The 25,233-nt window shown below is 73.2% G+C and carries 20 protein-coding genes; 5 read left to right on the top strand and 15 right to left on the bottom strand.

Translation table 11 applies throughout. The features are described from left to right. Positions 1-2: 2 nt before the first annotated feature. Complete coding sequence (gene queD, locus WME96_RS41580; RefSeq protein ID WP_061605432.1) at positions 3-365, bottom strand: 6-carboxytetrahydropterin synthase QueD; 363 nt, start codon at positions 363-365, stop codon at positions 3-5. A 213-nt stretch (positions 366-578) separates the two neighbouring features. On the opposite strand from queD, the gene WME96_RS41575 reads away from it, so the two are divergent. Further along, complete coding sequence (locus WME96_RS41575) at positions 579-701, top strand: hypothetical protein (RefSeq protein ID WP_433930795.1); 123 nt, start codon at positions 579-581, stop codon at positions 699-701. A gap of 27 nt (positions 702-728) precedes the next feature. Here WME96_RS41575 and WME96_RS41570 read toward each other — a convergent pair whose 3' ends face one another. From WME96_RS41570 to hemE, 7 genes are all read right to left on the bottom strand, one after another. Further along, positions 729-2,294, bottom strand: a complete 1,566-nt coding sequence (locus tag WME96_RS41570) for a GAF domain-containing protein (protein WP_437287077.1) — start codon at positions 2,292-2,294, stop codon at positions 729-731. A 147-nt stretch (positions 2,295-2,441) separates the two neighbouring features. Beyond that, positions 2,442-3,548 carry an acyl-CoA reductase gene (locus WME96_RS41565; protein ID WP_437292408.1) on the bottom strand — a complete coding sequence of 369 codons (1,107 nt, stop codon included), beginning with the start codon at positions 3,546-3,548 and terminating at the stop codon, positions 2,442-2,444. Next, entirely contained in the window at positions 3,548-4,681 is a 1,134-nt protein-coding gene (locus tag WME96_RS41560) for an acyl-protein synthetase (protein ID WP_437287076.1), read from the bottom strand. Before WME96_RS41560 ends, WME96_RS41565 begins: the two co-directional genes overlap by 1 nt. An 89-nt stretch (positions 4,682-4,770) precedes the next feature. Beyond that, positions 4,771-6,129, bottom strand: a complete 1,359-nt coding sequence (locus tag WME96_RS41555) for an aspartate aminotransferase family protein (RefSeq protein ID WP_437287075.1) — start codon at positions 6,127-6,129, stop codon at positions 4,771-4,773. Positions 6,130-6,173: 44 nt separating this feature from the next. Next, positions 6,174-7,073 carry a GGDEF domain-containing protein gene (locus WME96_RS41550; protein ID WP_020741151.1) on the bottom strand — a complete coding sequence of 300 codons (900 nt, stop codon included), beginning with the start codon at positions 7,071-7,073 and terminating at the stop codon, positions 6,174-6,176. A gap of 1,100 nt (positions 7,074-8,173) precedes the next feature. Next, positions 8,174-9,013 carry a class II glutamine amidotransferase gene (locus tag WME96_RS41545; RefSeq protein ID WP_437287074.1) on the bottom strand — a complete coding sequence of 280 codons (840 nt, stop codon included), beginning with the start codon at positions 9,011-9,013 and terminating at the stop codon, positions 8,174-8,176. A gap of 161 nt (positions 9,014-9,174) precedes the next feature. Beyond that, the gene (gene hemE / locus WME96_RS41540) at positions 9,175-10,224 is read right to left on the bottom strand and encodes a uroporphyrinogen decarboxylase (RefSeq protein WP_437287073.1); all 1,050 of its coding nucleotides are present in this window, start codon (positions 10,222-10,224) and stop codon (positions 9,175-9,177) included. A 217-nt stretch (positions 10,225-10,441) separates the two neighbouring features. Here hemE and WME96_RS41535 point away from each other — a divergent pair, with 217 nt between their 5' ends. Continuing rightward, entirely contained in the window at positions 10,442-11,029 is a 588-nt protein-coding gene (locus WME96_RS41535) for a hypothetical protein (RefSeq protein WP_437287072.1), read from the top strand. A 6-nt stretch (positions 11,030-11,035) separates the two neighbouring features. On the opposite strand, the gene WME96_RS41530 is transcribed toward WME96_RS41535, so the two are convergent. Continuing rightward, positions 11,036-12,223, bottom strand: coding sequence for an amidohydrolase (locus tag WME96_RS41530; protein WP_437287071.1), 1,188 nt, complete (start codon positions 12,221-12,223; stop codon positions 11,036-11,038). A 74-nt stretch (positions 12,224-12,297) separates the two neighbouring features. Here WME96_RS41530 and WME96_RS41525 point away from each other — a divergent pair, with 74 nt between their 5' ends. Next, positions 12,298-13,455, top strand: a complete 1,158-nt coding sequence (locus WME96_RS41525; protein ID WP_437287070.1) for an FAD:protein FMN transferase — start codon at positions 12,298-12,300, stop codon at positions 13,453-13,455. 56 nt (positions 13,456-13,511) lie between these two features. Here the strand turns inward: WME96_RS41525 and WME96_RS41520 are convergent, their stop codons facing one another. The 4 genes from WME96_RS41520 to WME96_RS41505 form a co-directional block, all read right to left on the bottom strand. Beyond that, positions 13,512-14,363, bottom strand: a complete 852-nt coding sequence (locus tag WME96_RS41520; RefSeq protein ID WP_437287069.1) for a hypothetical protein — start codon at positions 14,361-14,363, stop codon at positions 13,512-13,514. Between the two features lie 126 nt (positions 14,364-14,489). Next, positions 14,490-15,278, bottom strand: coding sequence for an enoyl-CoA hydratase-related protein (locus WME96_RS41515; protein ID WP_437287068.1), 789 nt, complete (start codon positions 15,276-15,278; stop codon positions 14,490-14,492). Positions 15,279-15,322: 44 nt separating this feature from the next. Further along, complete coding sequence (locus WME96_RS41510; protein ID WP_437287067.1) at positions 15,323-17,995, bottom strand: M1 family aminopeptidase; 2,673 nt, start codon at positions 17,993-17,995, stop codon at positions 15,323-15,325. 75 nt (positions 17,996-18,070) lie between these two features. After that, positions 18,071-19,936 (bottom strand): bifunctional homocysteine S-methyltransferase/methylenetetrahydrofolate reductase, encoded by a 1,866-nt coding sequence (locus WME96_RS41505; RefSeq protein ID WP_437287066.1) that lies wholly within the window; start codon positions 19,934-19,936, stop codon positions 18,071-18,073. Positions 19,937-20,028: 92 nt separating this feature from the next. Between WME96_RS41505 and WME96_RS41500 the strand changes: the two genes are divergently transcribed. Together WME96_RS41500 and WME96_RS41495 are read left to right on the top strand one after the other, a co-directional pair. Further along, a complete protein-coding gene (locus WME96_RS41500; RefSeq protein WP_437287065.1) occupies positions 20,029-20,904 on the top strand; it encodes a hypothetical protein in 876 nt (291 codons plus the stop codon). Positions 20,905-20,988: 84 nt separating this feature from the next. Next, positions 20,989-21,570: a hypothetical protein gene (locus tag WME96_RS41495; RefSeq protein ID WP_437287064.1), complete on the top strand. Its 582-nt coding sequence runs from the start codon at positions 20,989-20,991 to the stop codon at positions 21,568-21,570. 304 nt (positions 21,571-21,874) lie between these two features. Here the strand turns inward: WME96_RS41495 and WME96_RS41490 are convergent, their stop codons facing one another. Continuing rightward, positions 21,875-23,101, bottom strand: a complete 1,227-nt coding sequence (locus WME96_RS41490; protein ID WP_437287063.1) for an aminotransferase class V-fold PLP-dependent enzyme — start codon at positions 23,099-23,101, stop codon at positions 21,875-21,877. Then, on the bottom strand, positions 23,076-25,022 hold the full coding sequence (locus WME96_RS41485) for a YgiQ family radical SAM protein (RefSeq protein ID WP_437287062.1): 1,947 nt from the start codon (positions 25,020-25,022) through the stop codon (positions 23,076-23,078). The genes WME96_RS41490 and WME96_RS41485 overlap by 26 nt, the downstream gene beginning before the upstream one ends. Positions 25,023-25,233 lie beyond the last annotated feature (211 nt).

The following is a 25,233-nucleotide window of genomic DNA, read 5'->3' as shown; positions in this document are numbered from 1 at the left end:
CGCTAGTCGCCCTCGTACTCGCAGCGGGCGTCGCAGGTCTCGAAGATGGTGACCCGGTTGAGCGACGGCAGCGACGGCGCGAGGCGGCTCCAGATCCACCGGGCGAGCACCTCGCTGGTCGGGTTCTCCAGCCCGGGGACCTCGTTCAGGTAGTTGTGATCGAGCAGGTCGTGGAGGGGCGCCCAGGCCTCGTAGAGGTGGCCGTAGTCGATGAACCACCCCGTCTCCTCGTTCACGGGGCCGCGGATCGCGACCTCGACCTTGAAGCTGTGGCCGTGGAGGCGCGCGCACTTGTGCCCCTGCGGCACCTTGGGGAGGCGGTGGGCGGCCTCGAAGCGGAACTCATGCACGAGACGGACGTTCATTGGAGCAGCGGTCATGGGGCGGGCGCCGTGAGGCGTCAACGCCCGGAGGCCTCATCCGGGGCTCTCGTCCGGAGCCCCCGTGCGGGACCTCACGCGGCGCGGGCGGCGTGTAGCCAGCGGGCGCGGCGTGGAACGAACGCGGTCGCGCGCCGGACGGGGTTCCCTCGAGGAGCTCGAGCGGCTATACCCCCGGCCATGCCGCAGAAGCCCGCAGTGAGAGCCAAGAAGAAGCGTCGCGACACCAAGCGCCTGGCGAACTGGCGCGCCAAGAAGGAGCTGCAGAACGCCCAGGGGACGCCGCCGGCCGACCCGACCGCCGCGCAGCCCAGCAGCTAGGCCGCGAGCACCGGCCGAGGCCGGTGCTCAGCTCGCAGGCTCGTCTTCGCCGTCGTCGTCCGGTTCCGACCCCGGCTCCACCGACGGCCGCTCCTTGCGCCGCGCCGCGCGGACCGTCGCGACCTCGGCACGGGACGGGTTGATCACCAGGAAGCCGTGGTCCGCGTCGAGGAGCGCGACGTCGCCCGGCGACGCCCAGCGGAACGCGCCCGCCACGTCCACGATCGAGGGCACGCCGAGGAGCTGGAGGAGCACGAGCGAGCGCGGCCCGGACCGATCGCTGAGCGCGACGCCCACCGGGTTGGCCCGGGCGGAGATCAGGAGATCGAAGACCGTGAGCTGGTCTCCGACGAGGACCGCCTTCGACGGGAGCTGGGCCCGTGCGTCGGGGGTCGCCAGCATCAGGATCGCGTCGCAGAGGTCCTCGATGTCGCGGGCGCGGTCCTGCAGGAACGGGTCGCCGACGATGCCGTTGGCGGCCCGCGCCACCTCGCGGGCGACCGTGCCGAGCGCCTGCGCGACGCTGCGCCCGCCGGCCGCGAGCTCGAAGGCGCGCGCGCGCAGGCGCCCGTCTCCGATCATCAGGAGGTACGCCGAGAGGAACGCCGCGTCCTGGGCGATCCCTCGCTCCGCCGCGCGGGCGTGCAGGTCGACGAGCGCCTTCTCCGCGGTGTCGAAGGCGAACCGCAGGAGCTTCGGATCGCCGCGGCCCTGCTGCGAGCCGAGGGACGAGCTGGCCGGACGCCGCAGGGCCGCGATCGCGCCGAGCGCGCGCCCCGGGACGACGGGCAGCCCCGGCAGCGTGACCTTGCGCGTGCCCCCGCCGGTGCGCCGCCGCCGCTCGCGCAGCTCGTCGAGCACCTGCGCGTGGCGCGCGCCGGCCGCGATCGGCGCCGTGAGGGCCATGACGAGCTCGACGTCGCGCGCGGTGAAGGCGCGATCGCCCGCCCGCTGCACGACCAGGGCGCCGAGCGGGCGGCCGCTGCCCAGGATGGGGGCAGCGAGGAAGACCGGGAACCGCTCCTCGCGGAGCTCGGGGAACGCCCGGTAGCGCTCGTGCTCCGTCGCCTGGACGACCGAGATCGGGCGCAGGCACTCGACCGCCATGCCGGTGATGCCCTGCCCGACCGGAAGCCGCACCGTGCCCCGCGCCTCGCGCGGGAAGCCCACGTTGCCGCGCAGCACCAGCTCGTCCCCGTCGCCCTCGAGGAGGTACAGCGAGGCCACGTCGGCGCCGAGGATCGCGGCGATCCGCTGCGGCGCCTCGTCGAGGAGGAGCGACAGCGGCATCGGCTTCGCGACGAAGGCCAGGTACTCCAGGACGAGATCCAGGCGCTCCTCGCGGCGCACCTGGATCCTGGCGGAGGCGACCGAGGGCGGCGCGCCCTCGTCCTCGGCGTCTGCCCCGTCGGTCGAGCTGCCGGACGGCTCGCTCGGCGCGGACGCGTCCCGGTCGGCCTCGAGCCCGCCCGACGCGCCGTCCAGCGGCCTGTCCCGTGAGCCCTCCACGCCGAGCGGCGGCGCGGGCGGGCTCGCGATCGCCTCGAGCTCCGCGGGCGTGTGGGTCGCCTTCGGATCGGTGCGCGACGACATACGATGATCGCTATCACACACCGTCGCTCGAGCGCACCTCGCACGCGCGAGCGCCCTGGCGGCTCGGCGCGCCGGCCGCGTGTGTGGCAGCGCGATCCGCGCGCTCCGGCGCGCCCTCGGCGCGGGCCGGCGATCCAGTTGAGGCCGTCAGCGCGCCCGCAGGTCGACGGGGCCGTCGAGGGGCGGGCGCTGCATCCGTCCCAGCGCCGAGACCCGGGCGCGCGGGGCCGCCGCGGACGCCGCGCGCGCGAGCTCTCCGCCGCCGCCCGCGCCGATGGCGGTGATCGCGCCGCGGATCGGCGCGAGCAGCGCCGGCGCCGCCGCCGCGCTGCTCGCCGCCACGTGGACGACGCGCGCCGCGGGCGGCAGCAGCAGCGATCGCGGCGCCGCGTCGAGGCCGACCCCGTGCCCCTCGCCTTCCCAGAACGAGCCCACCGCCTCGAGCGTCGCCCGGTACATGGCGATCTCGGCGCGCGCGGCGCCGTCGATCGGCCCGCGCGGGACGCGCGCCCCCGCCCGCCCGAGCGCCTCGTGCAGGGCGCGCGCGAGCGCCTCCGCGCGCTCGGCCGGCCCCTCCACCAGCACGAAGCGCGGCGACAGGCAGCCGCGCTGATCGAACGGCACGACGTCGTCCGCGATATCCCGCGCCGCCTCGGCGATGTCCGCGGCGGGGCCGACCACGGCGAGCCCGAGGCCGGCGCCGTGCCCGCGCACGAGCACGCCCCGGCCGGCCCGGGCCCGCAGCGCCGCCACGGTCTCGTCCGAGCCGTAGATGTGCAGCTCGGCGCGCGGTTCCTCGCCGGCGGCGCCCTCGTCGGCGTCCTCGAGCGCGAGATCGCCGACCAGCGCGACGGCGCCGCCGGCGCGGGCGAACGCCTCGTCGGCCTGCAGCGCGCGCACGAGGAGCTCCGCGACGACGGGATCGCGGCGGGACGGGCGCACGAGGACGTCCGGCGCCGTCGCCGCCGCGACGGCGATGGCCCGCAGCGGCGCCGTGCACACGTTGGCGGCCAGGATCACCTGGCAGCGGCGCGCGCGCCCCGCGGTCGCCACGAGGGCGTCGAGCTCGCCGCCGCTCGGCGCGACCTCGAGGTGGCGCTCGAGCGCGAGCTCCACGCCCTCGGGGGAGAGGCCGCTCGTCGAGGGCAACCGCCGGCGCGCCTCCTCGCCCAGCGGATCGCGCGGGTCCGCGATCCGCGCCGCCGCGGCGACCGCGCGCTCGACCCGGGTGCGCCGCGCCGCGCCGGCGTCCATCACGGGCCGCCGCCGAGCATCTGGTCGAGCGCGATCGAGCAGCCCCGCGGCGGCGCCCCGGCCGCGCGGCCGAGGAGCTCGACGCCCTCCTCGGTGACGCGCACGCGGTCGGCGGTCTGGATGGCGACGGCCGAGTCGACGTTCGCGAGATCGACGATCCGCGCGAGCCCGATCTCGCCGGCCGGCAGCGGCGCGAGCGTCTCGGGGTCCACCGCGGTGACGCGCGTCCAGGGCGGCGCGTGGTAGAGCCCCGGCGCGGCGCGCGCCGCGACCGCGGGGCCGCCGAGCGCCGCCGCGAGCGTGCCCTCGTAGAGCTGGCTGGAGAGCTCCGTCATGCCGTACTCGCCCACGACGTGCGCGGGCGGCACCCCCAGCGCCCGCGCGATCGCGGCCCGCAGCTCGTCCGCGGGCACCTCGCGCGAGCGGCCCTTGTAGCCGCCGGTCTGCATGACCCGGCTCCCCGCGGGCAGCAGCGTCGCGCCGCCGGGCAGCGGCGCCTCGAGCAGGTGCACGAACGCGAACGAGGTGCCGAGCACGATGGCCGGTTCGCCCGCGGCGCGCGCCTCGCCGCACGCGCGGGCGAAGCCGTCGGCGTCGAGCTCGCCGCCGCGCACGTGCCACGTCGCCGGCCCCGAGAGGCGCGCCGCGAAGCGATCGATCATGAAGCCGAGCGACGAGTCCGGCGCCTCGTCGAGCGGCGGCGCGAGGACGATGGCCCGGAGCCGCGCGCCGTCGGGCCACAGCAGGCGCTCGCCCCAGGCGAGCGCGGCGAGCTCGTACGTCGCGGTCGTGCGGAACGGGTGCTCGCCGCGGGACGCCGCGCCGAGGGAGGTCCCGCTCGTGCGGAAGACGCGCTCGTCCGCCGCCGGCGGGTGGGCCGCGACGCGCGCGAACCGGAAGACGTCGCACGGCACCGCGGGGATCTGGTCGGCGCGCTCGATCGCGGCGACGTCCGCGCCGCGCGCCCTGAAGAGGCGGGCGACCGGCGCGCAGCGCGCGGCCTGGTGCCGGGCGAGCGCGCTCGCGAGCGCGTCGAAGGTCTCCGGGAGCGCCGCGCCGCCCGGGAGGAGCGACGCCTCGATGAACGCCCGCGCGCGGCGGTGCAGCGCCTCGCTCTGGTCGAGTGATTCCACGGGGACGGGGATAGCACGCGCCGCCGCGCGCGCGTGCTCCGCCGCGAGCGGCGCGCGGGCCAGGCCGCGCGGCGCGCGCGGCGTTCGACCTAGCCCGCGAGCACGCGGGCGAGCGCGCCGGCCGCCGCCGACAGCAGCGCCTCGGGGATGGTGAGCGCCGGCGTCAGCGTCAGCGTCTCGCCGCGCACCCCGCCCGTGAGGATCAGGTAGCCCTCGGCCAGCATCCCGCGCATGGCCCGGAGCCCCAGCTCGGCGCTCTCGAGCTCGACCCCGACCATGAGCCCGGCGCCCCGCACGTCGACGACACCCGGCGCCCGCGCGAGCGCCTCCCGGAGCGCCTGCTGGAAGCGCGCGCCGACGTCCCGCGAGCGCGCGGCGAGCTGGCCTGCGGAGAGGGCGTCGAGCGTCGCGAGCGCGGCGCTCGACGCGAGCGGCGATCCGGAGTGCGTCGAGGTGTGCACCACCTCGGCCTCGCGCGCCCACGCCCGCATGATCGGCTCGGGCGCCACGCACGCGGAGATCGGCAGCCCGCCGCCGAGCCCCTTGCCGAAGCAAACGATGTCCACGGGCGCGCCGATCTCGCCCGTGCGCGTCATGGCCCCCGACCGACCGAGGCCGGTCCAGATCTCGTCCGCGATCACGAGCGCCCCGCGCCGGCGCGCCGCCTCGCAGACCGCGCGCAGGAACCCGTCCGGCGGCACGACGCAGCCGCCCCGCCCGAGGATCGGCTCGAGGAGCACCGCGCCCGCCTCGCCGCCGCGCAGCGCCGCCTCGATCGCGTCGAGCGAGCGCGCGGCGCTCGCCTGGTCGCGCGGGTACGGCGCGAACGTCACGCGCGGGTTGAGCTGCTCGGCGAACGGCGCCCGGTAGCTCTCGCGCAGCCCGCACGCCGCGAGCGGCGCGTACCCGAGGCCGTGGTAGGCGCCCTCGAACGCGACGAGGCCCGGCCGCCCGGTCGCGAGCGCCGCCGTCTTGATGGCCGCCGTGATTGCGTCGCTGCCGCTCTGGCCGAGCAGCGCCATGGGCGAGGGCCCGGGGTGCAGCGCCGCGAGGCGCTCCAGCAGCGCGATCTTCACGTCGGCCGAGTACACGTCGCCCAGCGCGAGCGTCAGCCGCGCCATCTGCGCCTCCGTCGCGCGCCGCACCGGCTCCGCCGCGTGGCCGAGCAGCAGCGCGCCGAAGCCCGCGCACAGGTCGACGTAGCGGTTGCCGTCGACGTCGCAGACGTTCGCGCCGCGCCCGTGCGACAGCACGATCGGCAGCATGTCGGCGCCGCTCTTCTGCGCCCGCGCCTCGCGCCGCCGGCCGAACGCGGGGCACTCGACGCGCTCGAGCCGCTCGAGGGCGCTCCGCGACAGGGGGCCAGGCGGCGGCACCCGCACCTCGGGCAGCTCGCCGCCGTCGCCCGTACCCAGCGCCGCCGAGCGCGGCAGCTCGCTGTTCGGCATCGTCGTTCCTCCGCCGGACCCTTAGCGCAACCGAGGCCCAGAGCTCAGGCGCACACCCGGTTTCTTCCGCTGTTCTTCGCGTGGTAGAGGCGCTCGTCGGCGCGCTTGATGAGGTCGTTCGCGGTGCGATCGCCCTCCTGGAGCAGCGCCACGCCGACGCTGATCGTCACGCGGATGCTGTCGGCCTGGAAGACGAAGAGGTGCTCCGCGACCTTCTGTCGCAGGGTCTCTCCGAGCGCCGCGGCGCCCTCGATGGACGTCTCGGGCAGGATGATCGCGAACTCCTCGCCGCCATACCGCGCAAACACCTCATCGCGGCGGATGCGGCTCTGCACGATGCGCGCGACCTCCTTCAGCACGAAGTCGCCGGCCAGGTGGCCGTGGACGTCGTTGATGCGCTTGAAGTGGTCGATGTCGAACAGGAGGATCGCGAGGTCGCGCTCGTGGCGGCGCCCGCGGATGATCTCGCGCTCGAGCGCCTCGTAGAGGTAGCGCTTGTTGTGGATCTGCGTGAGACCATCGATGATGGTCATCCGGTAGATCTCTTCGTGGTATTGCGCCTCGACGTCGGCGCCGGACAGGAACTTGAAGATCGTGGGGCCGATCTTCACCCGGTCTCCGTTCTTCAGCACCACCTCGCGGGAGATCTGCTCATCGTTGCAGTACGTCCCGTTGGTGCTCCCGTCGTCGACGACCATCCAGGCGCTCGGCCGCTGCTCGAAATGGGCGTGGCGTCGTGACACCGAGTCGCCGTCGAGCACGATGTGGTTGTCGGCGCCGCGGCCGACCCGCGTCGGGTTGTGCTCCAGCACGAACCGCTTGCCGAGCAGCGTGGGCTCCTTCGTGTAGATCACGACCAGGCAGTCGGTCGTGTTCTTGCTGCCACCGCCCGGTGGGGGCTGGACCACCTGCGTTACACGAGTCTTTTCGTCGAAGTCGCTCACGCGCGCTCAGCCCAACCCGTCGTGCGACCTAGCTTCGACACGTCTCGAGCTCCTCCGGAGACGGAACCTACCCGGGCGCGGCGCTTCGGTCGCGATCCGACGGCTCGATATGCCTTAGCTCGCCCGAGATCAAAGCGTAGTGACATGTCCCGACTCCCGTCAAGACGCCCATCCGGGCGGCGCTGTCTTCGGTGCTTCCTCCGCCCTCCTGACCTGACAGCGGCGTACGTCGCCCTCTGCGGTCCGTCGCACCCTTCCACGTTCTCGGCTTGTTCCCCGCACGCCGTTCGCCCCCTGCCGCTCACTCCGCACCACATCCCTGTGCTCGCTCACGTGCATTGTGGGGCATTGTGCGTGTCCATCGCAGTTGACACGCTGCCCGTCTCCTCGTGTACAGCCCGCGCTCTCGACGATGCGGCTCTCTCTATGCGTTTCCCGGGCGCGCCGCCACCCGTCCGGCGAGCAGTTGGGCCTGCAGGGCAGAGAATGGTTCGCTGGAGCACGATGTGTCTGTTCGGTCGGCATGTCCGCTGCGGGACGAGGCTGCGCGAGTTCTGCCTCAAAACCTGGGTGCATCACAACGCTGAACTGACAGCTGCGCACGCCGTCGCTGCGCGCCGCGCGCGGGTCTGCTGCTGAGGAGCGCCGGTTGGTTGACTTGGCATACGGGGTGCGTAGGATAGACCTGCGTCGCGGCGGAGACCTTCCCCCCCCAGGTCCGTCGCGACGTTTTTCATTTCCGGCCGCCCGTTCCCGTCTCCAGACCGGCATGGCCGCGTGCTTCCTCCTGGGATGATCCTCGGAGCACAACGTTTCACGCCCTCTGAGGGTTAGCCACGCTCCGTCTTTGCTGGAACCGTCCGTCCCGAGGCTGTATCGAATGTTCGAGCTCAGCCGAGACGCGCGAGGTGACCAGAGGCGGCAGAGGCGGCAAAGCCAGCAGAGACTGCGGCGGCGAGGGGCGCGACAGATGTGACGCCGGGTCAGCGGCGAAGAGGCCTCGAGAAACCGAGCTCGACCGCAACGAGCGTGTTGACGGCCGGTGCCCGGGTCGGCGCGAGCGGTCGGGAGCGAGCGCGAGAGCCCGGAGCGGGGCTCGGTCACGCGCGCGGCGCGCGGGAGGAGAGCGACGCGCGCGCCGCGCGGGAGGGAGGCGCTGCGCGCGAAGGGAGCGTCGCGCGCAGCTCGCCGCCGTCGAACACCCAGAGCTCACCGGGCTGCCCCGGGGTCCAGGTCTCGTTCGCGGTGAGCGGGGCGGTCGCGACGACCGCGACGCGATCCTTCGGGGTCGTCACGGTGGAGAAGTCGACGCGGACGTCGTCGTCGACGAGCGCCGCGACGCCGAACGGGGCCTTGCGCACGATGTAACAGAGCCGGGTCGCGCAGCGGGCGAAGAGGTGGCGGCCGTCGCCGAGCAGGAAGTTGAACGTCCCATCCTGGCCGAGCTCGCCGCCGAGCGCCGCGATCGCCTCCCAGAGCTCGCTGGTGCGGCGCGGATAGCCGGGGAACGCGCTGCGGAGGCCCTCCAGCAGGTAACAGAAGGCGTGCTCGCTGTCGGTCGTGCCGATGGGGTTGAAGCGGCCCAGCGCGCGGCGCCGCACGCGGGGCAGCGTGCCGTTGTGCGCGAAGACCCAGTGCCGGCCCCAGAGCTCCCGCACGAACGGGTGCGTGTTGGCGAGCAGGACGTCGCCGCGGGTGCGGCGCCGGATGTGGCCGATCGCGAGCAGCGTCTTGATCGGGGTCTCGCTGAGGAACCGCGCCAGCGGGCTCTCCGCGGCGGGGCTCGGATCGAGGAAGACGCGCGCGGCGCGCCCCTCGAAGAACGCGAGACCCCAGCCGTCGGCGTGCGGGCCGGTGCGGCCGCCCCGGTGCCGCAGGCCGTTGAACGAAAAGACGACGTCCGTCGGGACGTTGCACTCCATGCCGAGGAGCTCGCACATGCTCGCGGCTGCACGATACCACCGCAGGAGGGGACTGAGACCGGCGAGTCGATGCGCCGGAGAGGTCTGCGACCGTCTGAGCGAGCGACACGTCGATGGGCCGGCTCGCCCCGGTCTGGCCGCGCGCTCCTGGACGGCCGCGCGGCGCTCGGGGCGCCGCGTCAGCGGTTCGCGTCGGACTGCAAGGACGAGCGCGGGATGGAGTGGACGAGGTCGATGACCGCCTTCACCGTGTCGACCGGCGTCTCGGGGATGATGCCGTGGCCGAGGTTGAAGATGTGCCCCGCGCGCCCGCCGGCCTCGGTGAGCACCGCCCGCGCCCGGCGCTCGGCGACCTCCCGGGGCGCGCAGAGCAGCAGCGGGTCGAGGTTGCCCTGCACGGCGCGATCATGGCCGATGCGCTGCCAGGCCTTGTCGAGCGGCGTGCGCCAGTCGACGCCGATCACCGTGCCGCCGGCGTCGCGCTGGGCCTCGAGCAGCGCCCCGGTGTTCGTGCCGAAGTGGATGACCGGGACCCCGGTCGCCTCGAGGTCCCGGAGGATGTACCGCACGTGCGGCTGCACGTGCTCGCGGTAGTCGTCGATCGAGAGCGAGCCGACCCACGAGTCGAAGAGCTGCACCGCCTGCGCGCCCGCGGCGACCTGCGCGCGGAGGAGGCGGCGGACGACCTCGGAGATCTTGCCCATCAGCGCCGACCACGCCTCGGGATCGCTCCACATGATCTGCTTCGTGAGCCGGTAGTCGCTCGATTTGCCGCCCTCGACGAGGTAGCTCGCGATGGTGAACGGCGCGCCGGCGAAGCCGATGAGCGGCGTCTTGCCGTCGAGCTCCTTGCGGATGAGCCGCACGGCGTCGAGCACGTAGCCGAGGCCCTCCTCGGGCTCGAACACGCGCAGCCGCTCGATGCCCGCCCGGTCGCGCACGGGCTCGTGGATGACCGGGCCCTCGCCCTTCGCGAACTCGAACGGCGCGCCCATCGGCTCGAGCGGCAGCAGGATGTCGGCGAAGAGGATCGCCGCGTCCATGCCGAGCCGCAGCGGCTGGAGCGTCACCTCGAGCGCGAGCTCGGGCGTCTTGCAGATATCGAGGAGCGTGTGCTTCTTCCGGAGCTCCCGGTACTCGGCCATGTACCGGCCGGCCTGGCGCATGAACCACACGGGCGTGACATCGGTCGGCTCACGCCGGCAGGCGCGCAGGAAGCGATCGTGCATGGCTGGCTCCAGGATGGGTCGAGGGACGTCCTCGGGGCGTTCCTTCATGTCCGTTCAGCCATCCCCCGGCAATCAGTTTCTGGACGCTTCTCCGCGCCACGGGGAGCGCGGCGGTCGGCCTCCGCGGCGCGCGGCGCGAAGGGGGGACCCAAGCGCCGGCTCGGTCGCCGTGTAGACTGGGGACATGGCGCGTCCTTCCAGACCTCCCGGCTTTGACATGACGTACAGGCCCGAGAAGCGCATCGCGTTCGGGCCGCCGCTGAAGGAGCGCATCCCGGCGCTGCTTTACTTCGCCTTCGCCATCGCCGTGACGGCGGTGATCCTCTATGGCCAGAACGCCCCGTCGAGCTCTCGGATCTTCCAGTACGTGGTCGAGGGGGACCGGCACCGGCTCGTGTCGTCGAGCGTCTGCGCCATCATCCTGTGCGTGAGCGCGCTCGCGGCGGTGCTGCGCGAGCAGATGCGCGGCGTTGTCGTGCACCCGGACGGGATCGAGCTGCGCGAGCTGCTCGGGTTCGGGCTGCCGCGCGTGCGGCGCTTCGCCTGGTCGCAGATCGACAGGATGTCGGTGCCCCCCGCGCGGGCGGGCGCCGGCGGCGCGGGGGCGGACAGGGAGGAGGGCAAGCTGTCGGGCAACATCCGGCTGGATCTCTGGGACGGGTCGCGCACGTGGCTGCCGGACGTGGGCGACAAGATCGCGCTGTCGGTGGTGCTGGAGCGCGTGGCCCTGGCGCGGGCGATCCCGATCGAGGGGGGGACCGGGCTGATGGACGACCTCGGGAACCCGCTGCAGGACGACGGCTGAGCCGGCTCAGGCCGCTGTCGCGCCGGCCTTGCGCTGCGCGAACTCCTCGCGCACGGCCTTCCGCAGCTCGGGATCGAGCAGGAGATCCGCGCACGTCATCGCCATCGCCTTGGCGGCGATCAGCATCGAGTCCTGACCGGCGGGGCTCGCGGCGCGCGCGGCGAACGCATGCTGGTGGCAGGTCGTCTCGCCCTTGCCGCAGATCGCGATCCACGGGTGGATGGCGGGGAGCGCGTGGGAGACGTCGCCCATGTCGGTCGAGCCGGTGCCGACGGCGGGGTCCATCTCCATGGGAGAGCGGCCGAGGGCGCGCAGGTGCTCGCCGAAGCGGCGCGCCATCTTCCGGTTGTTGACCATGTTCTTGTAGCCGCCCTGGTCGACGAGCGTGAGCTCGACGCCGCTCGCCATGGCCGCGCCGCGGGCGCAGCGCTCGACGATGGCGCGCACGCGGGCGAGCTCCTCGGTGTCGAGGGCGCGGACCGAGAACTCGGCGACCGCGAGCTCAGGGATGATGTTGACCGCCTGGCCGCCGTTCTTGATGAACCCGTGCACCCGGACGCCGTCGCGGAAGTGGACGCGCTGGCCGTCGATGAGGCGGAAGGTGTCGAGGCAGGCGGTGAGCGCGCTGTTTCCGTCCCACGGCGCGAGCGCGGCGTGCGACGGCTTGCCGCGGAACTGGAGCTCGAGCCAGGTGCTGGCCAGCGTGTCGTGGGCGAGCAGGTCGCGGTCGAACGGGTGGAACATCATCGCGGCGTCGACGCCCTCGAACGCGCCGGCCTCGAGCAGCCTGATCTTGCCGCCGCCGCCCTCCTCGGCGGGCGTCCCGACGAGGTCGATGGTGCCGGCCACGGCGTCCTTCTGCCGCGCGAGGGCGAGGAAGGCGCCGAGCGCCCCGGCCGCGATGAGGTTGTGCCCGCAGGCGTGGCCGATCTCCGGGAGCGCGTCGTACTCGGCGAGGATGGCGAGGTGCGGGCCCTCGCCCTGGCCGATGCGCGCGCGCAGCGAGGTGGGCATGCCGCCGAGCCCGCGCTCGACCTGGACGCCGTGCTTCTCGACGGCCTCGGCGATCCACGCCGCGGCCTTGTGCTCCGCGAACCGGAGCTCGGGGTTCGCGTGGATGCGCCCGGCGATGTCGCGGAGCTCGGGGGAGAGGTCGTCGATGTCGCGCTGGATGCGGCTCGGGTCGAGGCTCATGGCGGGGCGATACTACTCTGGATCTGCGCGCTGCGCCTGGGCCATGGTGGCGCTCACGGAGTCAGGATCCTCGAATGCACCGACCGCGCTGTCCCTCGCGCTTCTTCGTCTGCTCCCTCTGCCTCGGGGCGACGCTCGCGCTCGCCGCGTGCGACGTGCCGGCGTGCGCGCGTGCGCGTGCGCGTCAGGAGAGCGCGCCGGCTGCGTCGACCGACGCCGGTCTGCCTGAGCCGTCCCAGGCGGCGCAGGCGCAGGCAGCGCCCGCCCGTGTCGTGGTCGAGGCGAGGGCGATGGGCACGAGCCTGGTCCTCGCCGCCTACACGAGCGACGTGATGGATGAGGCGGCGATCAGGGGCCGGCTGGAGACGGCGATCGCCGAGATCCGCAGGCTCGAGGGGCTGATGACGACGTGGCGGCCGGAGAGCGAGCTGTCGCGGGTCAACGCGGCGGCCGGCAAGGGCGCGGTGGAGGTGAGCCCGGAGTCGCTCGCCGTGATCGAGAAGAGCCTCTGGATCAGCGAGCGATCCGGGGGGGTCTTCGACATCACGTTCGAGGCGATGCACGGGCTCTGGAAGTTCGACGAGGACATCGACGACAACGTGCCGCCGAGGGAGGAGGTCGAGAGGGCGCGCGCGCTCATCGATTACCGGCAGATCGCGATCGACCGCGCGCGGCGCACGGTGATGCTCGCGAGGCCGGGGATGCGGCTGAGCCTCGGCGGGATCGCGAAGGGGTACGCCGTCGACGCGGCGGCGCGGGTGCTGCGGGCGGAGGGGCTGACGTCGTTCTTCGTGCAGGCGGGCGGCGACCTGTACATCGCGGGGAAGAAGCCGGACGGCTCGCGGTGGCGGGCGGGGGTGCGGGATCCGCGCGGCAAGGACGCGAACGACTACTTCGCGATGATCGAGGTGGAGGACCACGCCTTCTCGACGGCGGGCGACTACGAGCGGAGCTTCATCAAGGACGGCAGGCGCTACCACCACATCCTCGATCCGCGGACCGGGTTCCCGGCGACCGAGAGCCGGAGCGTGACCATCTGGGCGAGGGACGCGCTGACGGCGGACGCCATCGATGACGCGGTGTTCATCCTGGGAGCGGAGAAGGGGCTCGCGCTGGTCGAGGAGATCGAGGACTGCGGGGCGGTGATCGTCGACCGGAACAACAAGGTGTGGGTGTCGAAGCGGCTGGAGGGGAAGGTCGAGGTGCTCCGGCAGCCGACGGAGGGGCTGTAGAGGGCGCCGGCGCCGGGGGGGCAGGCGCAGGGCGACTCGCCGCGATGCGCGGCGCTTCAGCCCGCGAAGAGCTCGTCCAGCGTCCCGGCGACCAGGATCCGCTCGGCCCACACCGCGAGCCGCTCGCCGGACGCAGCAAGGACTTGCTCCCGTGCCGCCTCGGGCACCTCCCCGAACCGCGCCCGGAGCTGGCGCAGCAGCATGGCGCGCTGGCCCTCGTCGAGCGCCGCCTGGCGCTCGCGGGCCTTGATGGCCTCGATCTCCGGGTTGCCCTTGCGCTCCAGCGCGCGGACGACCTCGCGCTCCGCCGCCGCCCCGTCGAGCAACGCGCGGACAGGGACCGGACGGACGAGGCACGGATCCTCGATCGTCGCGTCGGGCGCGAGCGGGACGAACCGCCCCTCGGCCACGGACCACTCGGCGACCTCGTCGCGCTTCACGAAGAGGGCGAAGACGCGGCGCACGCCACGGGCGACGAGATCCTCGGCCTTCTCGCGCACGTCCCGCATCGATTGCTCGTTGACGATCTCGAACGAGAGCTCCTCCAGGTAGCGGCGCCCCGTCGCCGGGTCGGTGCCCGCCTTGCGGATGGAGAGGTCGGTGGCGAAATCCGAGCCGCCGGCGACCCGGGTGATGAGATCGGCCGCCCCGACGTAGCCGGGCTGGAGGTGCGGCGCGATCAGGAAATCCAGCCGCACCTGCTGCTCGGCGTGCGGCTCGAGCGACGGCGCCGCCACGACCTTGCGCCCGCGGATCACCTCGTCGCGCGTCACCTCGGGCCTCACGAGGTGCTCGTCCACGGGCGGGAAATGCGCGCGCCGCGAATCCGAAGGCGGGAGCCTCGCCGCCGCGCCGCCCCGGGCGGCCGGAGCGAGCAGGAGCGTGGCGCCGGTCGGCTTGGGATCCATGAGGGGTGAGACTAGCACGACGGCCGTGTCACGGCGGTTCGGTGGCCCCCAGCGCGCTTCGCAGGGCCTCTCCGGAGGGGAGCAGCTTCGCCCGCCGCTGGCGGCCCTCACCGCCTCTCGCAGCCCTCACCGCCCCTTGTACACCGGCTTCCGCTTCTCCGCGAACGCGCGCAGCGCCTCCAGGCGATCCTCGCTGCGCAGCGTCTCGTCGTAATGCACCCGCTCGATCTCCAGGCCGAGCTCCAGCGGCACGTCGTAGCCGTCCTCGATCGCGCGGAGCGCCGCGGCCTGCGCGATCGGCGCGCCGGCCGCGATCGGCTCGATCCACGCGATGGCGTCGTCGACCACCGGCGTCCCCTCGGGCGACACCCGGTTCACGAGGCCCCAGGCGAGCGCCTCGGTCGCCGTGAGCCTCCGGCCGAGCAGGATCATTTCCTTCGCCCGCGCCTCGCCGACCACCCGCGGCAGCCGCTGCGTGCCGCCGGCGCCCGGGATGATGCCGAGCGACGTCTCCGGGAGCGCGAGCTCGGCGTGCGGCGCCGCCACCCGCAGATCGCAGATCAGCGCGAGCTCCAGGCCCCCGCCGAAGGCGACCCCGTTGATCGCCGCGACCACCGGCTTCGGGCTCCGCGCGAGCACGCCGAGCTCGGTCCGGTACAGGCCGACCTGACGGCGGACGTCGTCCGGGCTCATGCCCTGACGCTCCTTCAGGTCGGCGCCGGCGCAGAACGCCTTGTCCCCGGCGCCCGTGATCACGATCGCCCGCACCTCGGGGTCGTCCGCGAGCTCGCGGCCGAGGCGCCCGAACGCGAGCAGCGCGTCGCGGGAGAGCGCGTTGCGGCGATCCGCGCGATCGATGGTGAGCACCGCGACCGCGCCGCGGCGGTCGAGCTTCACGGGAGGGGCCTCCGACATGACGGTTCCCTAGCCGACCGCGGCGGCGCGGCAAAGGGGCGCGCTCACCTCGCGTCGGTCGCCTTCTTGGCCTTGCTCCCCGCCGCCTCGAGCTTGCCCAGCCGCGCCCGGATCTCCGCGTTGTCGCGGCGCACCGCCTCGAGCTCGTCCCGCAGCCGGTCGAGCTCGCGCTTGCCCGCCCCGCCGAGATCGCGGAGCACCTCGCGGATCCGCCGCCGCACCCGGCCGTCGAGATCGCGGTCGAGCTGCCGCTGCAGCGCGCCGCGCGACCGGCCGTCACCGAGATCGCCCAGCGCGCGCGCGACGTCGACCCGGAGGTACGGGTCCGGCTGATCGAGCAGCTCCTCGAGGAGCTCGCGCGTCCGCCGATCGCTGGAGAGCTTCGGCAACGCCACGATCGCCGCCCGGCGCCCCCGCGTCGGGATGCCGTAGCGCGTGCGCGCCGTCAGGTGCGGCACGGCGCGCTCGTCGCGCAGGTTCGCCAGCCCGTCGATCACGCCGCAGCGGACGACCTCGCCCCACGAGGGGCGGTCGAGCAGATCGATCAGCGTGTCGAACCCGGCGCTCTGCCGCGTGGCCCCGAGCGCCCGCGCCGCCTCGGCCTGCACCAGGTAGCTCGCGTCGCGCAGGGCCAGCCTGGAGAGGGCCTCCGCGGCCTTCGCCGACCTGAAGTTGCCGAGCGCGGCCGCGACCGCGCGGCGCACCTTCGGGTGCTCCACGCCCACGCTCCCCTCGAGCAGCGCGAACGCCGCGCTCGACTGGAGCGCGCCGAGCGCGCCCGCGGCCGCGGCGCGCACCGCCCAGAACTCGTTCGCGTCGGCGAGCGCCTGCCCGAGCGCCCGCGCCGTCGGCGGGTCGTCGCGCCGCGAGAGCGGCTTCGCGGCGAGCAGGCGGCCGCGCGCCGTCGGCGCCTGCGCGAGCTGCGCCCGCAGCAGATCGGCGGGCGCGTCGACCTTGACCTCGCCCAGGATCCTGAAGTCCGGATCCACCACCACGAAGCGAGGGCGCCGCGGGAGCGGGATGACGAAGGTGTGCGCCTGCTGATCCACGCGCCGCACCTCGCGGCGCACGCTCGAGCCCTTGCCCTCCGTGAAGCCGAAATCGAGCACCAGGTCGAACGCGAACACCGGCGGCGTCGAGGCCTCGGGCTGGAGCGCGTGCTCCCGGCTCGGGTGCTGCCCGGGCGCCTGCGTCTGCTTCACGGTCACCGTGCACTGGTCGCCCTCGAGCTCGATCTTCACGTCGAGCTCGGGGTGGCCGGCGCGGAAGACCCACTGCTCGAAGAAGCGCTCCAGCGACTTGCCGCTCACGTCCTCGAGCGCGCGGGCGAGATCCCGCGTCTCCGCGACCCCGCGCGCGTGGCGCGTGAGGTAGGTGTTCACCCCGCGCCAGAAGAGCTCGTCCCCGAGCTCCCGGCGGAGCAGGTGGAGCACGAGGCCGCCCTTCTCGTAGAGGTGCCGATCGAAGACGTCGAGCGGCGCGTCGTAGTCCTGACAGACGATCGGCCGCCGGTAACGCCCGCGCGCCTCGCCGAGGTAGGAGTCGAGATCGGCCTTGAGGCTGTGATCGTACTCGTCGGCGCCGAGGTGGTGCTCGCGATAGACGTGCTCCATGAACGTCGCGAAGCCCTCGTTGAGCCAGCCGTGCGACCAGTCACGGCAGGTCACGAGATCGCCGAACCACTGGTGCGCGAGCTCGTGGGCGATGAGATCGTCCGACGAGATGTCGAGCGCCGCCCGGTCGTCGAGCAGGATGTGCTCGTACATCGTGGTGGCGGTCGTGTTCTCCATCCCGCCGAAGATGAAGTCGCTCACCACCACCTGCGCGTAGCGGCGGAAAGGGTATTTGACGCCGAGCTTCTCGCTGAAGTGACGGATCATGTCCGGCGTGCGCGCGAACGTGCGGCGGCCGTCCTCCTCGCGCCCCTTCGGCACGAAGTACGCGAGCGGGACGTCGAGCGCCGCGTCGTCGATGCGCGCGAACTCGCCCGCCACCAGCGTGAACAGGTAGCTCGGGTGAGGCTCGTCGAGCCGGTAATGGTAGACGCCCGCCTTCTGCGACTTCGCGTCGCTCTCGAGCTCGCCGTTCGAAAGGCAGTACCAGCCCGGCGGCACCTCGGCGCGGAGCTCGGTGGTCTGCTTGATGTGCGGCTTGTCGATGCACGGGAAGATGTGGCGCGCGTCCTCGTCCTGGCACTGCGTCCAGACCTGGCGCGGGCGGTCGGGGACGTGCTCGTCGGGCTGGAGGAAGTAGAGCCCCCGCCGCGGCGTCGCGCGGTACCGGACCAGGATCGACGCCTCGGCCGCGTCGAGCGGCACGGCCACGCGGAGCGTCTCGCCGTCGTACGTGTGCTCGGCCGGCTGGAACGCGCCGCCCGCCGCCTTGCCGCCGCCGCGCCGGGGCTTCGCGGCGCGCGCGGCGCCGGCGCCGGCGCTGATCTCGACCGCCTCCAGGTCGAAGCCGATCGCGTCGAGCGCGATCTCGCGCGCCCCGGGGTCGACGCGGACCGCCTCGAGCCGCGCGGTGCCGCGGATCGAGCGCTCCGCGACGTCGAGCGCGAGATCGAGGGCGATGTGCCGGATCGTGAAGGGGCGGGCGCGCTCGTAGACGCGCTTCGTCCCGGCGAGCGTGAAGGGACGCGAGGCCAGCGCGAACTCGGACGACGACAGGACGGAGCCGCAGGCGCAGCGCGAATGAAGCCGGTACTCTAGGGACATCGCGGCCGAGTTTCCCCGCGCGACGCCCGGCCCTGCAAGGGAGAACTGGCGCGCTCTGGCGGGCGGCCGGGCGGCTCAGCCCGTCTTGAGGCCGTCGAGGACCTCCAGCGCGAGCTCGTACTTGCCGAGCGGCGGCATCAGGTACGCCCCCTGGACCCGCTCGCGCACCGAGAAGAGCATCTCGCGGGCGATCTTCACCCCCTCCTTGCGCGCCTCGGGGCCGGCCGGCACCTTGCGCATGCGCTCGCGGATCTCGTCCGGGATCTGCATGCCAGGCACCTCGTTGTGGAGGAACTCGGCGTTCTTGTAGCTGACCAGCGGCAGCACGCCGACGAGGACCGGCATGCCCAGGTGCTCGATGCGCTTCAGCACCTTCTCGAGCAGATCCTGGTGGAAGACGGGCTGCGTCATGATGATGTCGGCCCCGGCGGCGCGCTTGCGCTCCAGGCGCGCGATCTCCTTGTCGAGGTCCGGGGCGCCCGGCTCGAGCCCGGTGGCGAGCAGGAACGACGTCTTGCCGCCCGGGATCGGCTTGCCGGCCGGGTCGAGGCCGCGGTTCATCGTGCTCGCCATGTGGAGCAGCCCGATCGAGTCGAGGTCGTAGACGGCGGTCGCCTCCGGGTAGTCGCCGACCTTCGGCGGATCGCCCGTGATGACGACGAGGTTCTGGATGCCGATCGCGTGGGCGCCGAGCAGGTGCGCCATCTGGCCGATGAGGTTCCGGTCGCGGCCGCAGACGTGCAAGATCGGCTCGATGCCGTAGCGCTGGAGCAGGAGCGCGCAGAAGGCGAGGTTCGTCATGCGCGCGGTGGCGCGCGGGCCGTCGGCGACGTTCACGACGTCGACGCCGCTGTCGATCAGCATCTTCGCCGCGCTGAGCGCGCTGTCGGGGTTGAGGCCGGGGGCCGGGTTCACCTCGACGGAGACGACGAACTTGCCGGCGGCGATCTTCGCCGCGAGGGGGCTGCGCTCGCCGAGCGGCGTGGGCTCGCTCCCGGTGGGCGCGTCCATCGCGATGTGCGGGCGCGCGGCGACCTCGGGGGCGGCGCCGCCCCGGAGCATGCGCGCCGACTTGGCCATCCACTTGACGTGCTCCGGGGTGGTGCCGCAGCAGCCGCCGATCATCGCGGCGCCCGCCTGGATCATCCGGCGGGCGAAGACGTCGAAGTACTCGGGCGTCGCCATGTAGAGCAGGCGGCCGTCGACGGTGCGGGGCAGGCCCGCGTTCGGCTGCACGCAGAGCGGGAGCCCGGCGGTCGCCATCCGCTCGGCCATCGCGAGCGAGAGCTGCGGGCCGTCGCCGCAGTTGACCCCGAGCAGGTCGACGCCCCAGTCGCGCAGCGTGCGGGCCACGCGCTCCGGCTCGCTGCCGTCGGCCACGACGCCGCTCGTGTCGAACGTCATCGACGCGAGGACGGGCAGCCCCGGCGCCGCCTTGCGCGCCGCCTCGATGGCGAGCTTGATCTCGTCAAGATGGCGAAATGTTTCGAGAACCAGGACATCGACGCCGCCCTCGGCGAGCGCGCCCGCCTGCTCGGCGAAGGTCTGGGCCGCGGCGGCGAGGTCGTCGCGGGTGGCCACGCCGGGCACGAGGCCGGTCGGGCCGATCGAGCCGGCGACGTACGCGTCGCCGCCCGCGATCTCGCGCGCGATGCGCGCGCCCGCGAGGTTGAAGTTGCGCACCTCGTTGACGAGCCCGTAGCGCTCGAGGCGGAACCGGTTCGCGCCGAAGGTGTTCGTCTCGATGATGTTCGCGCCCGCCGCGACGTAGTCGGCGTGGACCTTCTTCACGAGGTCGGGCCGCGTGACGTTGAGCTGCTCGAAGTTCTGGGTGACGAACACCCCGCGTTCGTAGAGCAGCGAGCCCATCGCGCCGTCGAACACGAGGATCGAGCGCTGGAGCGCCTCGAGGAGAGGGGCTTCTGGTCTCGTGCGGGACATGGGGCGCATCGTAGGGGCGCGCCGGCTTCTCAGGAAGGGGGGGCGCGACGCGGTTGACGGCGCGGTCAGGATCTCGGTAGGCAGATCTCGAGATGAGCACGCCCCGATGGCTCCGCGCATTCGCCCTGGCGGCCTCCGCCGCTGCCTCGTTCCTCGCCGCCCCCGAGGCGCGTGCCTGGCATCCGCCGGTGCACCGGTCGGACGCGGGCGTGGACCTCTACATGTGGAGCGCTCGCTACTACGGCACGTCGCTCGCCACGGTGCCGTTCGTGCAGTTCGAGCCGACGCCCGACCTGTTCATCAACCTGCAGTTCCCTGTCGCGCTCTCGATCGACAGCCGCCGCGGCGGCGTCGACCTCAGGAGCGAGTCGCGCGCGGGCCTCGGCAACCCCACGTTCGCGCTCTACTACTCGGACATCGACGGCAAGCTCACGTGGTACGCGGGCGGCCGCATCTCGCTGCCGCTCAACGCCGTCGATGACGTCGACTGGCGCTGGGCCACCGCGTCCGCCGGGTGGGCGATGGCCCTGTACGACGCGCACCTCTGGGCGACGGACACGCTGCCGATCGGCGGGTTCGGCGGCATCGAGTACCGGTTCGGGCGCCCGTTCGTGCTCAGGGCGGGCGGCGATCTCACGTTCATGCCCCCGCTGAGCGACCGGGTGCGCAACATCGGATACCTGGGCTCGAACGATCTCGACGTCGTGTTCCAGACGAAGGTCGAGCCCGAGTTCCAGAGCCGCGCCGGCTTCGGCGGCGGCGTCTCGCTGAGGATGGTGTGGGTCCCGACGGCGCCGGACGTCGTCGACGACGCGCAGGTCTCGCTGATGCCGTACTTCGTGTACGACAGCCAGAAGACCTTCTTCATGCGGGCCGGCCTGCTCCTCGCGCTGGACGAGCCGGCGGGGCCGGCCTTCGACAGGGGGCAGGTCGCGTCGCTCTACCTGCAGTTCGGCGGTCACCTCTAGGCCCCGGCCCGGCGCCTCGGGCGCGAGCGCCACGCGCGGAGGCCAGCGCCGGGGCGCCGCCCTCGCACGCATGGAGGCTCGAACATGACCCGTCGCCGCGCCATCGCCTGGGGCGCCGCCGCCGTCGCCGTGGTGGCCCTCTTGCTCTTCCTGATCAAGCTCAACCAGTTTCCGCCGGACACGACGCCCGAGGGCGCGTATCTCCGCATCGCCTACAACATCGGCGCGAGCGATCCGCGCGCGTGCTTCCCGTACCTCGAGGACCGGGCGCAGCACGCAGCCTACACGGTCCGGGACTACCGGCGGAAGGCGTTCGAGCGGATCGAGGCGAGCTATCCGGAGCCGGAGCGCACGCGCTTGCTCGAGCAGTACCGGGCGCACGCGATGGCCGAGGACGGGGCGGACGTGTGGGTCGACCTTGCAGCGAAGCAGGGCTTCATCACGCGGCTCCGGCGCGACCTGTCCGGCATCGGGAAGGTGGAGGTGACGGGCGAGCGCGCGACGGTCGAGACGGCGCGCGGGACGCGGTATCCGTTCCGCCGGAGGGATAACGGGATCTGGGGGCTGACGCTGTTCACGGCGGAGCTCGTGGCGGAGGCCGAGCGGGCCGCGAGAGACTGGGATGTCGTGGAGAAGGCGGCGCTCGATTACGAGCGGGGGCGGTGAGGGGGACGCGAGTACCGGGTCGTCGGGCTCATCTCTGGCTCATGAGAGTTTGAACCACAGAGGCACAGAGGGCACAGAGGAAGAGAAGAGATAGAGAGATAAAGAGATAGAGAGGCCAAGATTTATTCTCTTCCTCTGTGCCCTCTGTGCCCTCTGTGCCCTCTGTGGTTCGAATTCTTCCGAACACGAAACAGAGACGAAGCTCCGGACGCAGCCCTGACGCGGGCTGCTGTCCTATCTGGTCAGAACACGGCGGTGCTCGGACGAGCAGAAGATTTGCCCCGAGACTCCCCTTCTCGGCGACTCACGCTCTCGCGACCCGCGAGAGCGCCTCATCCGTCGAGAGCAGAACCTGCTCCCACTCGTCCAGCGCGTTCGGCCAGTGCGGCGAGAAGCGCAGCACGCCGTCAGGGATCGCGCAGGCGATGCCGAGGTGCGTGAGCTCGCGGTGGAGCTCCACCACCGAGGCGCCGCCCGGCGGCCTCACCCCGAGCGCGCACCCCCGCATGGCCGGGTCCTCCGCGCGCAGGCTCTCCCAGCCGCGCTCACGGAGCGCCTCCTCGAGCGGATCCAGGAAGCGATTCGCGTGCTCGTGGATCCGCTCGACCCCGATCTGCAGGATCAGATCCACCGCCGCCTCGAGCCCGGCGTAGCCCGCCGCGTTGAGGTTGCCCCCCTCCACGAAGTCGGCCCGCTGCCGGATCGGCCGGTCGTACCGGAGGTGCCCCGGACCCTGCAGCAGGAAGCTCACGCCGTCCTCGTGGCTCAGCCAGCCCGCCACCGCGGGCCGCAGCGCCGGCAGGCGCTCGCGGCGGATGTACAGGAAACCCGTGCCCTCCAGCCCCATCAGCCACTTGTGGCCGCCGCACGCCAGGTAGTCGATCCTCGCCGCCTCGACGTCCACCGGCGTCGCGCCGACCGCCTGGACGCCATCGACGCAGAGCTCCGCCCCGTGCGCGCGGCAGAGCGCGCCGATCGCGGCGAGCGGCATCCGGAGGCCCGTCTGGAACTGCACCGCGCTCACCGCGACGAGCCGCGCGCCCCGCCGGAGCTCGTCCTCGAGCCGGGCGAGGCCCGCGCCGCTGCCGTCGGCGAAGCCGCCGAGCGGCAGGAACACGACCTCGAGATCGAAGAGCGCGGCCGCGCGCTGCCACGGGGTGACGTTGGCCGGGAACTCCCCCTCGAACAGGATCACCCGGTCGCGCGGACGCCAGGGGTAGCAGAGGGCGATGTCGCTCAGCCCCCGCGTCGTGCTCTGCACCAGCGCGACGTCCTCGGCCGCGGCCCCGATCAGCCGGCCGAGCTTCTCGCGCAGCCGCGCGCGCTGCGCGAACCACGCCGGGAACGCGGCCGCCCCCCGCGCGGCGTAGTCGTCGAGCAGCGCGATCATCGCGAGGCGCACCGGCCGCGACGGGGGCGAGATCCCCGCGTGGTTCACGTAGACGAGCGGCGCGAGGTGCGGGAACAGGCCGCGGTCGCCGAGCTTCGCGGCGAAGGTCCGGTCCTTATCGGGTTCGGCGGTGTGTCGCATCGGCTGGCTTCCCACGGCGCTCGCCGCGGACCTTGGCGAGGTAGCGCGGCGGCGCCCCCTTGCCGGCCGCAGGCGGCACGAGGCAGTGCGGCTTCGTGCCGATGAGATCACCGCGGCCCGCCTTGATCAAGGCCTCCCGCGCCTCGTCGTGGTGCGCCGGATCCCAGTAGAGCAAGAGCGCCTTCTGGAGCTTCTTCTCCCGCAGATCCTTCGCCGTGTAGACCGGCTCGCGCGTGAGCGGGTCGATCCCCGTGTGGTACATGCACGCGGCCATCGACATCGGCGTCGGGATGAAATCCTGCACCTGGCGCGGCCGCATGCCGTTCTTCTTCAGGTACACGGCGAGGTCGACCATGTCCCGGAGCGTCGAGCCCGGGTGCCCCGAGATGAAGTAGGGCACGAGGAACTGGTTCTTGCCGGCCTCCTCGCTCGCGCACCGGAACTGCTCGGCGAAGCGCTCGTAGCTCTCGATGCCCGGCTTCTTCATCTTGTCGAGCACGTCCTTCTTGTTGTGCTCGGGGGCGACCGACAGCTGGCCGCCCGTGTGGTGCGCGGCGAGCTCCTCGATGAACTCGGGCGACCGCTCGGCGAGGTCGTAGCGCACGCCGGAGGCGATGAAGACCTTCTTGATCCCCTGCTCCTCGCGCACCGCCTTCATCAGCTTGAGCAGCGGGCCGTGGTCGGTGTTCAGGTTCTCGCAGACCTCCGGGAAGACGCACGAGAGCCGCCGGCACGCGTTCTCGATCGCCTCTTCCTTGCACCGCATCTGGTACATGTTCGCCGTCGGCCCGCCGAGGTCGCTGAGCACGCCGCGGAAGCCGTCCATGCGCCGGAGCGCCCGCACCTCGCGCAGGATGCTGTCGGCCGAGCGCGACTGGATGACCCGGCCCTCGTGCTCGGTGATCGAGCAGAAGGTGCAGCCGCCGAAGCAGCCGCGCATCGTGACGACCGAGTGCTTCACCGTCTCGTAGGCGGGGATCGGCGCGTCGTACGACCAGTGCGGCACCCGCGTGAACGGCAGGTCGTAGAGCGCGTCCATCTGGGAGGTCTCCAGCGGGAACGCGGGCGGGTTGAAGTAGACCGCCTCGGCGCCGTGCGCCTGGAGGAGCGGGCGCGCGTTGCCGGGGTTCGTCTCGAACTGGAAGGCGCGCGACATCTCGGCGAAGGCGCGCCTGTCCGCGGCGACCTCCTCGTAGCTCGGGAGGATCACCGGCTTGCCGTCGGCGACGTAGCGCGAGCCCTCGATCTGCTCCCACTCGCCCTTGCGCAGGGGGAAGGCCGTCCCCCGGACGTCGCGGATCGAGCGGACGGGCTCGCCCCGGCGGAGGCGGTCGGCGACCTCCCAGACGGCCTTCTCGCCCATGCCGAAGATGAGCAGGTCGGCCTTGGCGTCGAGCAGGACCGAGCGGCGGACCTGGTCGGACCAGTAGTCGTAGTGGGCGATGCGCCGGAGCGACGCCTCGATGCCGCCGAGGACGATGGGGACGCCGGGGAACGCCTGCCGGCAGAGGTTCGAGTAGACGATCGAGGCCCGGTTGGGGCGGAGGCCCACCTGCCCGCCCGGCGAGTACTGGTCCTCGCTGCGGACCTTCTTCTGGGCGGTGAGCTTGTTGAGCATCGAGTCGAGGTTGCCGGCGGTGACCCCGACCATGAGCCGGGGCACCCCCATCCGGAGCAGGTCGCTCGTGTCCTGGTAGCGGGGCTGGGAGATGATTCCGACACGGAACCCGCGCCCCTCGAGGAAGCGGCCGATGATGGCGGCGCCGAAGGCGGGGTGGTCGACGTAGGCGTCGCCGTTGACGAGCAGGATGTCGAGCGCGTCCCACCCCCGCGCGCGCATCTCCTCCCGGGTCGTCGGCAGGAACGCGGTGAGGTCGCGGGCGGCGGCGCCGGCGCTGCGGCGGAGCTGGAGGAGGGGCACGGCGCCGTCACCCTACGGGCCGGGGGGGCGGTCGGCAAGGGGGCGGCCCGGGCGGGCCCCGGGCGGGCCCCGGGCGGGCCCCGGGCGGGCCCCGGGCGGGCCCCGGGCGGCGCCCGCGGGCGCGAGCGCGCGGTCGCGGGCGGGCCGGGGGCCCGGAGGCGCCGTCGAGCTCGGTGAGGCCGGCGGCGAGCGCCGGAAAGAGCGCGGTCGA

Source organism: Sorangium sp. So ce406 (assembly GCF_051474675.1).
Taxonomy (GTDB): Bacteria; Myxococcota_A; Polyangia; order Polyangiales; family Polyangiaceae; genus Sorangium; species Sorangium cellulosum_G.
This window is presented reverse-complemented; position numbering and strand designations above follow the sequence as displayed.

Bases quoted from the DNA above. Each gene is read 5' to 3' on its own strand.
- WME96_RS41565 (WP_437292408.1), bottom strand. From the start codon at position 3,548: ATGGACGCCGGCGCGGCGCGGCGCACCCGGGTCGAGCGCGCGGTCGCC.
- WME96_RS41520 (WP_437287069.1), bottom strand. From the start codon at position 14,363: ATGGATCCCAAGCCGACCGGCGCCACGCTCCTGCTCGCTCCGGCCGCC.
- WME96_RS41570 (WP_437287077.1), bottom strand. From the start codon at position 2,294: ATGTCGTCGCGCACCGATCCGAAGGCGACCCACACGCCCGCGGAGCTC.
- WME96_RS41555 (WP_437287075.1), bottom strand. From the start codon at position 6,129: ATGCCGAACAGCGAGCTGCCGCGCTCGGCGGCGCTGGGTACGGGCGAC.
- WME96_RS41500 (WP_437287065.1), top strand. From the start codon at position 20,029: ATGAGCACGCCCCGATGGCTCCGCGCATTCGCCCTGGCGGCCTCCGCC.
- WME96_RS41510 (WP_437287067.1), bottom strand. From the start codon at position 17,995: ATGTCCCTAGAGTACCGGCTTCATTCGCGCTGCGCCTGCGGCTCCGTC.
- WME96_RS41530 (WP_437287071.1), bottom strand. From the start codon at position 12,223: ATGAGCCTCGACCCGAGCCGCATCCAGCGCGACATCGACGACCTCTCC.
- WME96_RS41490 (WP_437287063.1), bottom strand. From the start codon at position 23,101: ATGCGACACACCGCCGAACCCGATAAGGACCGGACCTTCGCCGCGAAG.
- WME96_RS41505 (WP_437287066.1), bottom strand. From the start codon at position 19,936: ATGTCCCGCACGAGACCAGAAGCCCCTCTCCTCGAGGCGCTCCAGCGC.
- WME96_RS41535 (WP_437287072.1), top strand. From the start codon at position 10,442: ATGACGTACAGGCCCGAGAAGCGCATCGCGTTCGGGCCGCCGCTGAAG.
- WME96_RS41525 (WP_437287070.1), top strand. From the start codon at position 12,298: ATGCACCGACCGCGCTGTCCCTCGCGCTTCTTCGTCTGCTCCCTCTGC.
- WME96_RS41495 (WP_437287064.1), top strand. From the start codon at position 20,989: ATGACCCGTCGCCGCGCCATCGCCTGGGGCGCCGCCGCCGTCGCCGTG.
- WME96_RS41515 (WP_437287068.1), bottom strand. From the start codon at position 15,278: ATGTCGGAGGCCCCTCCCGTGAAGCTCGACCGCCGCGGCGCGGTCGCG.
- hemE (WP_437287073.1), bottom strand. From the start codon at position 10,224: ATGCACGATCGCTTCCTGCGCGCCTGCCGGCGTGAGCCGACCGATGTC.
- WME96_RS41545 (WP_437287074.1), bottom strand. From the start codon at position 9,013: ATGTGCGAGCTCCTCGGCATGGAGTGCAACGTCCCGACGGACGTCGTC.
- queD (WP_061605432.1), bottom strand. From the start codon at position 365: ATGAACGTCCGTCTCGTGCATGAGTTCCGCTTCGAGGCCGCCCACCGC.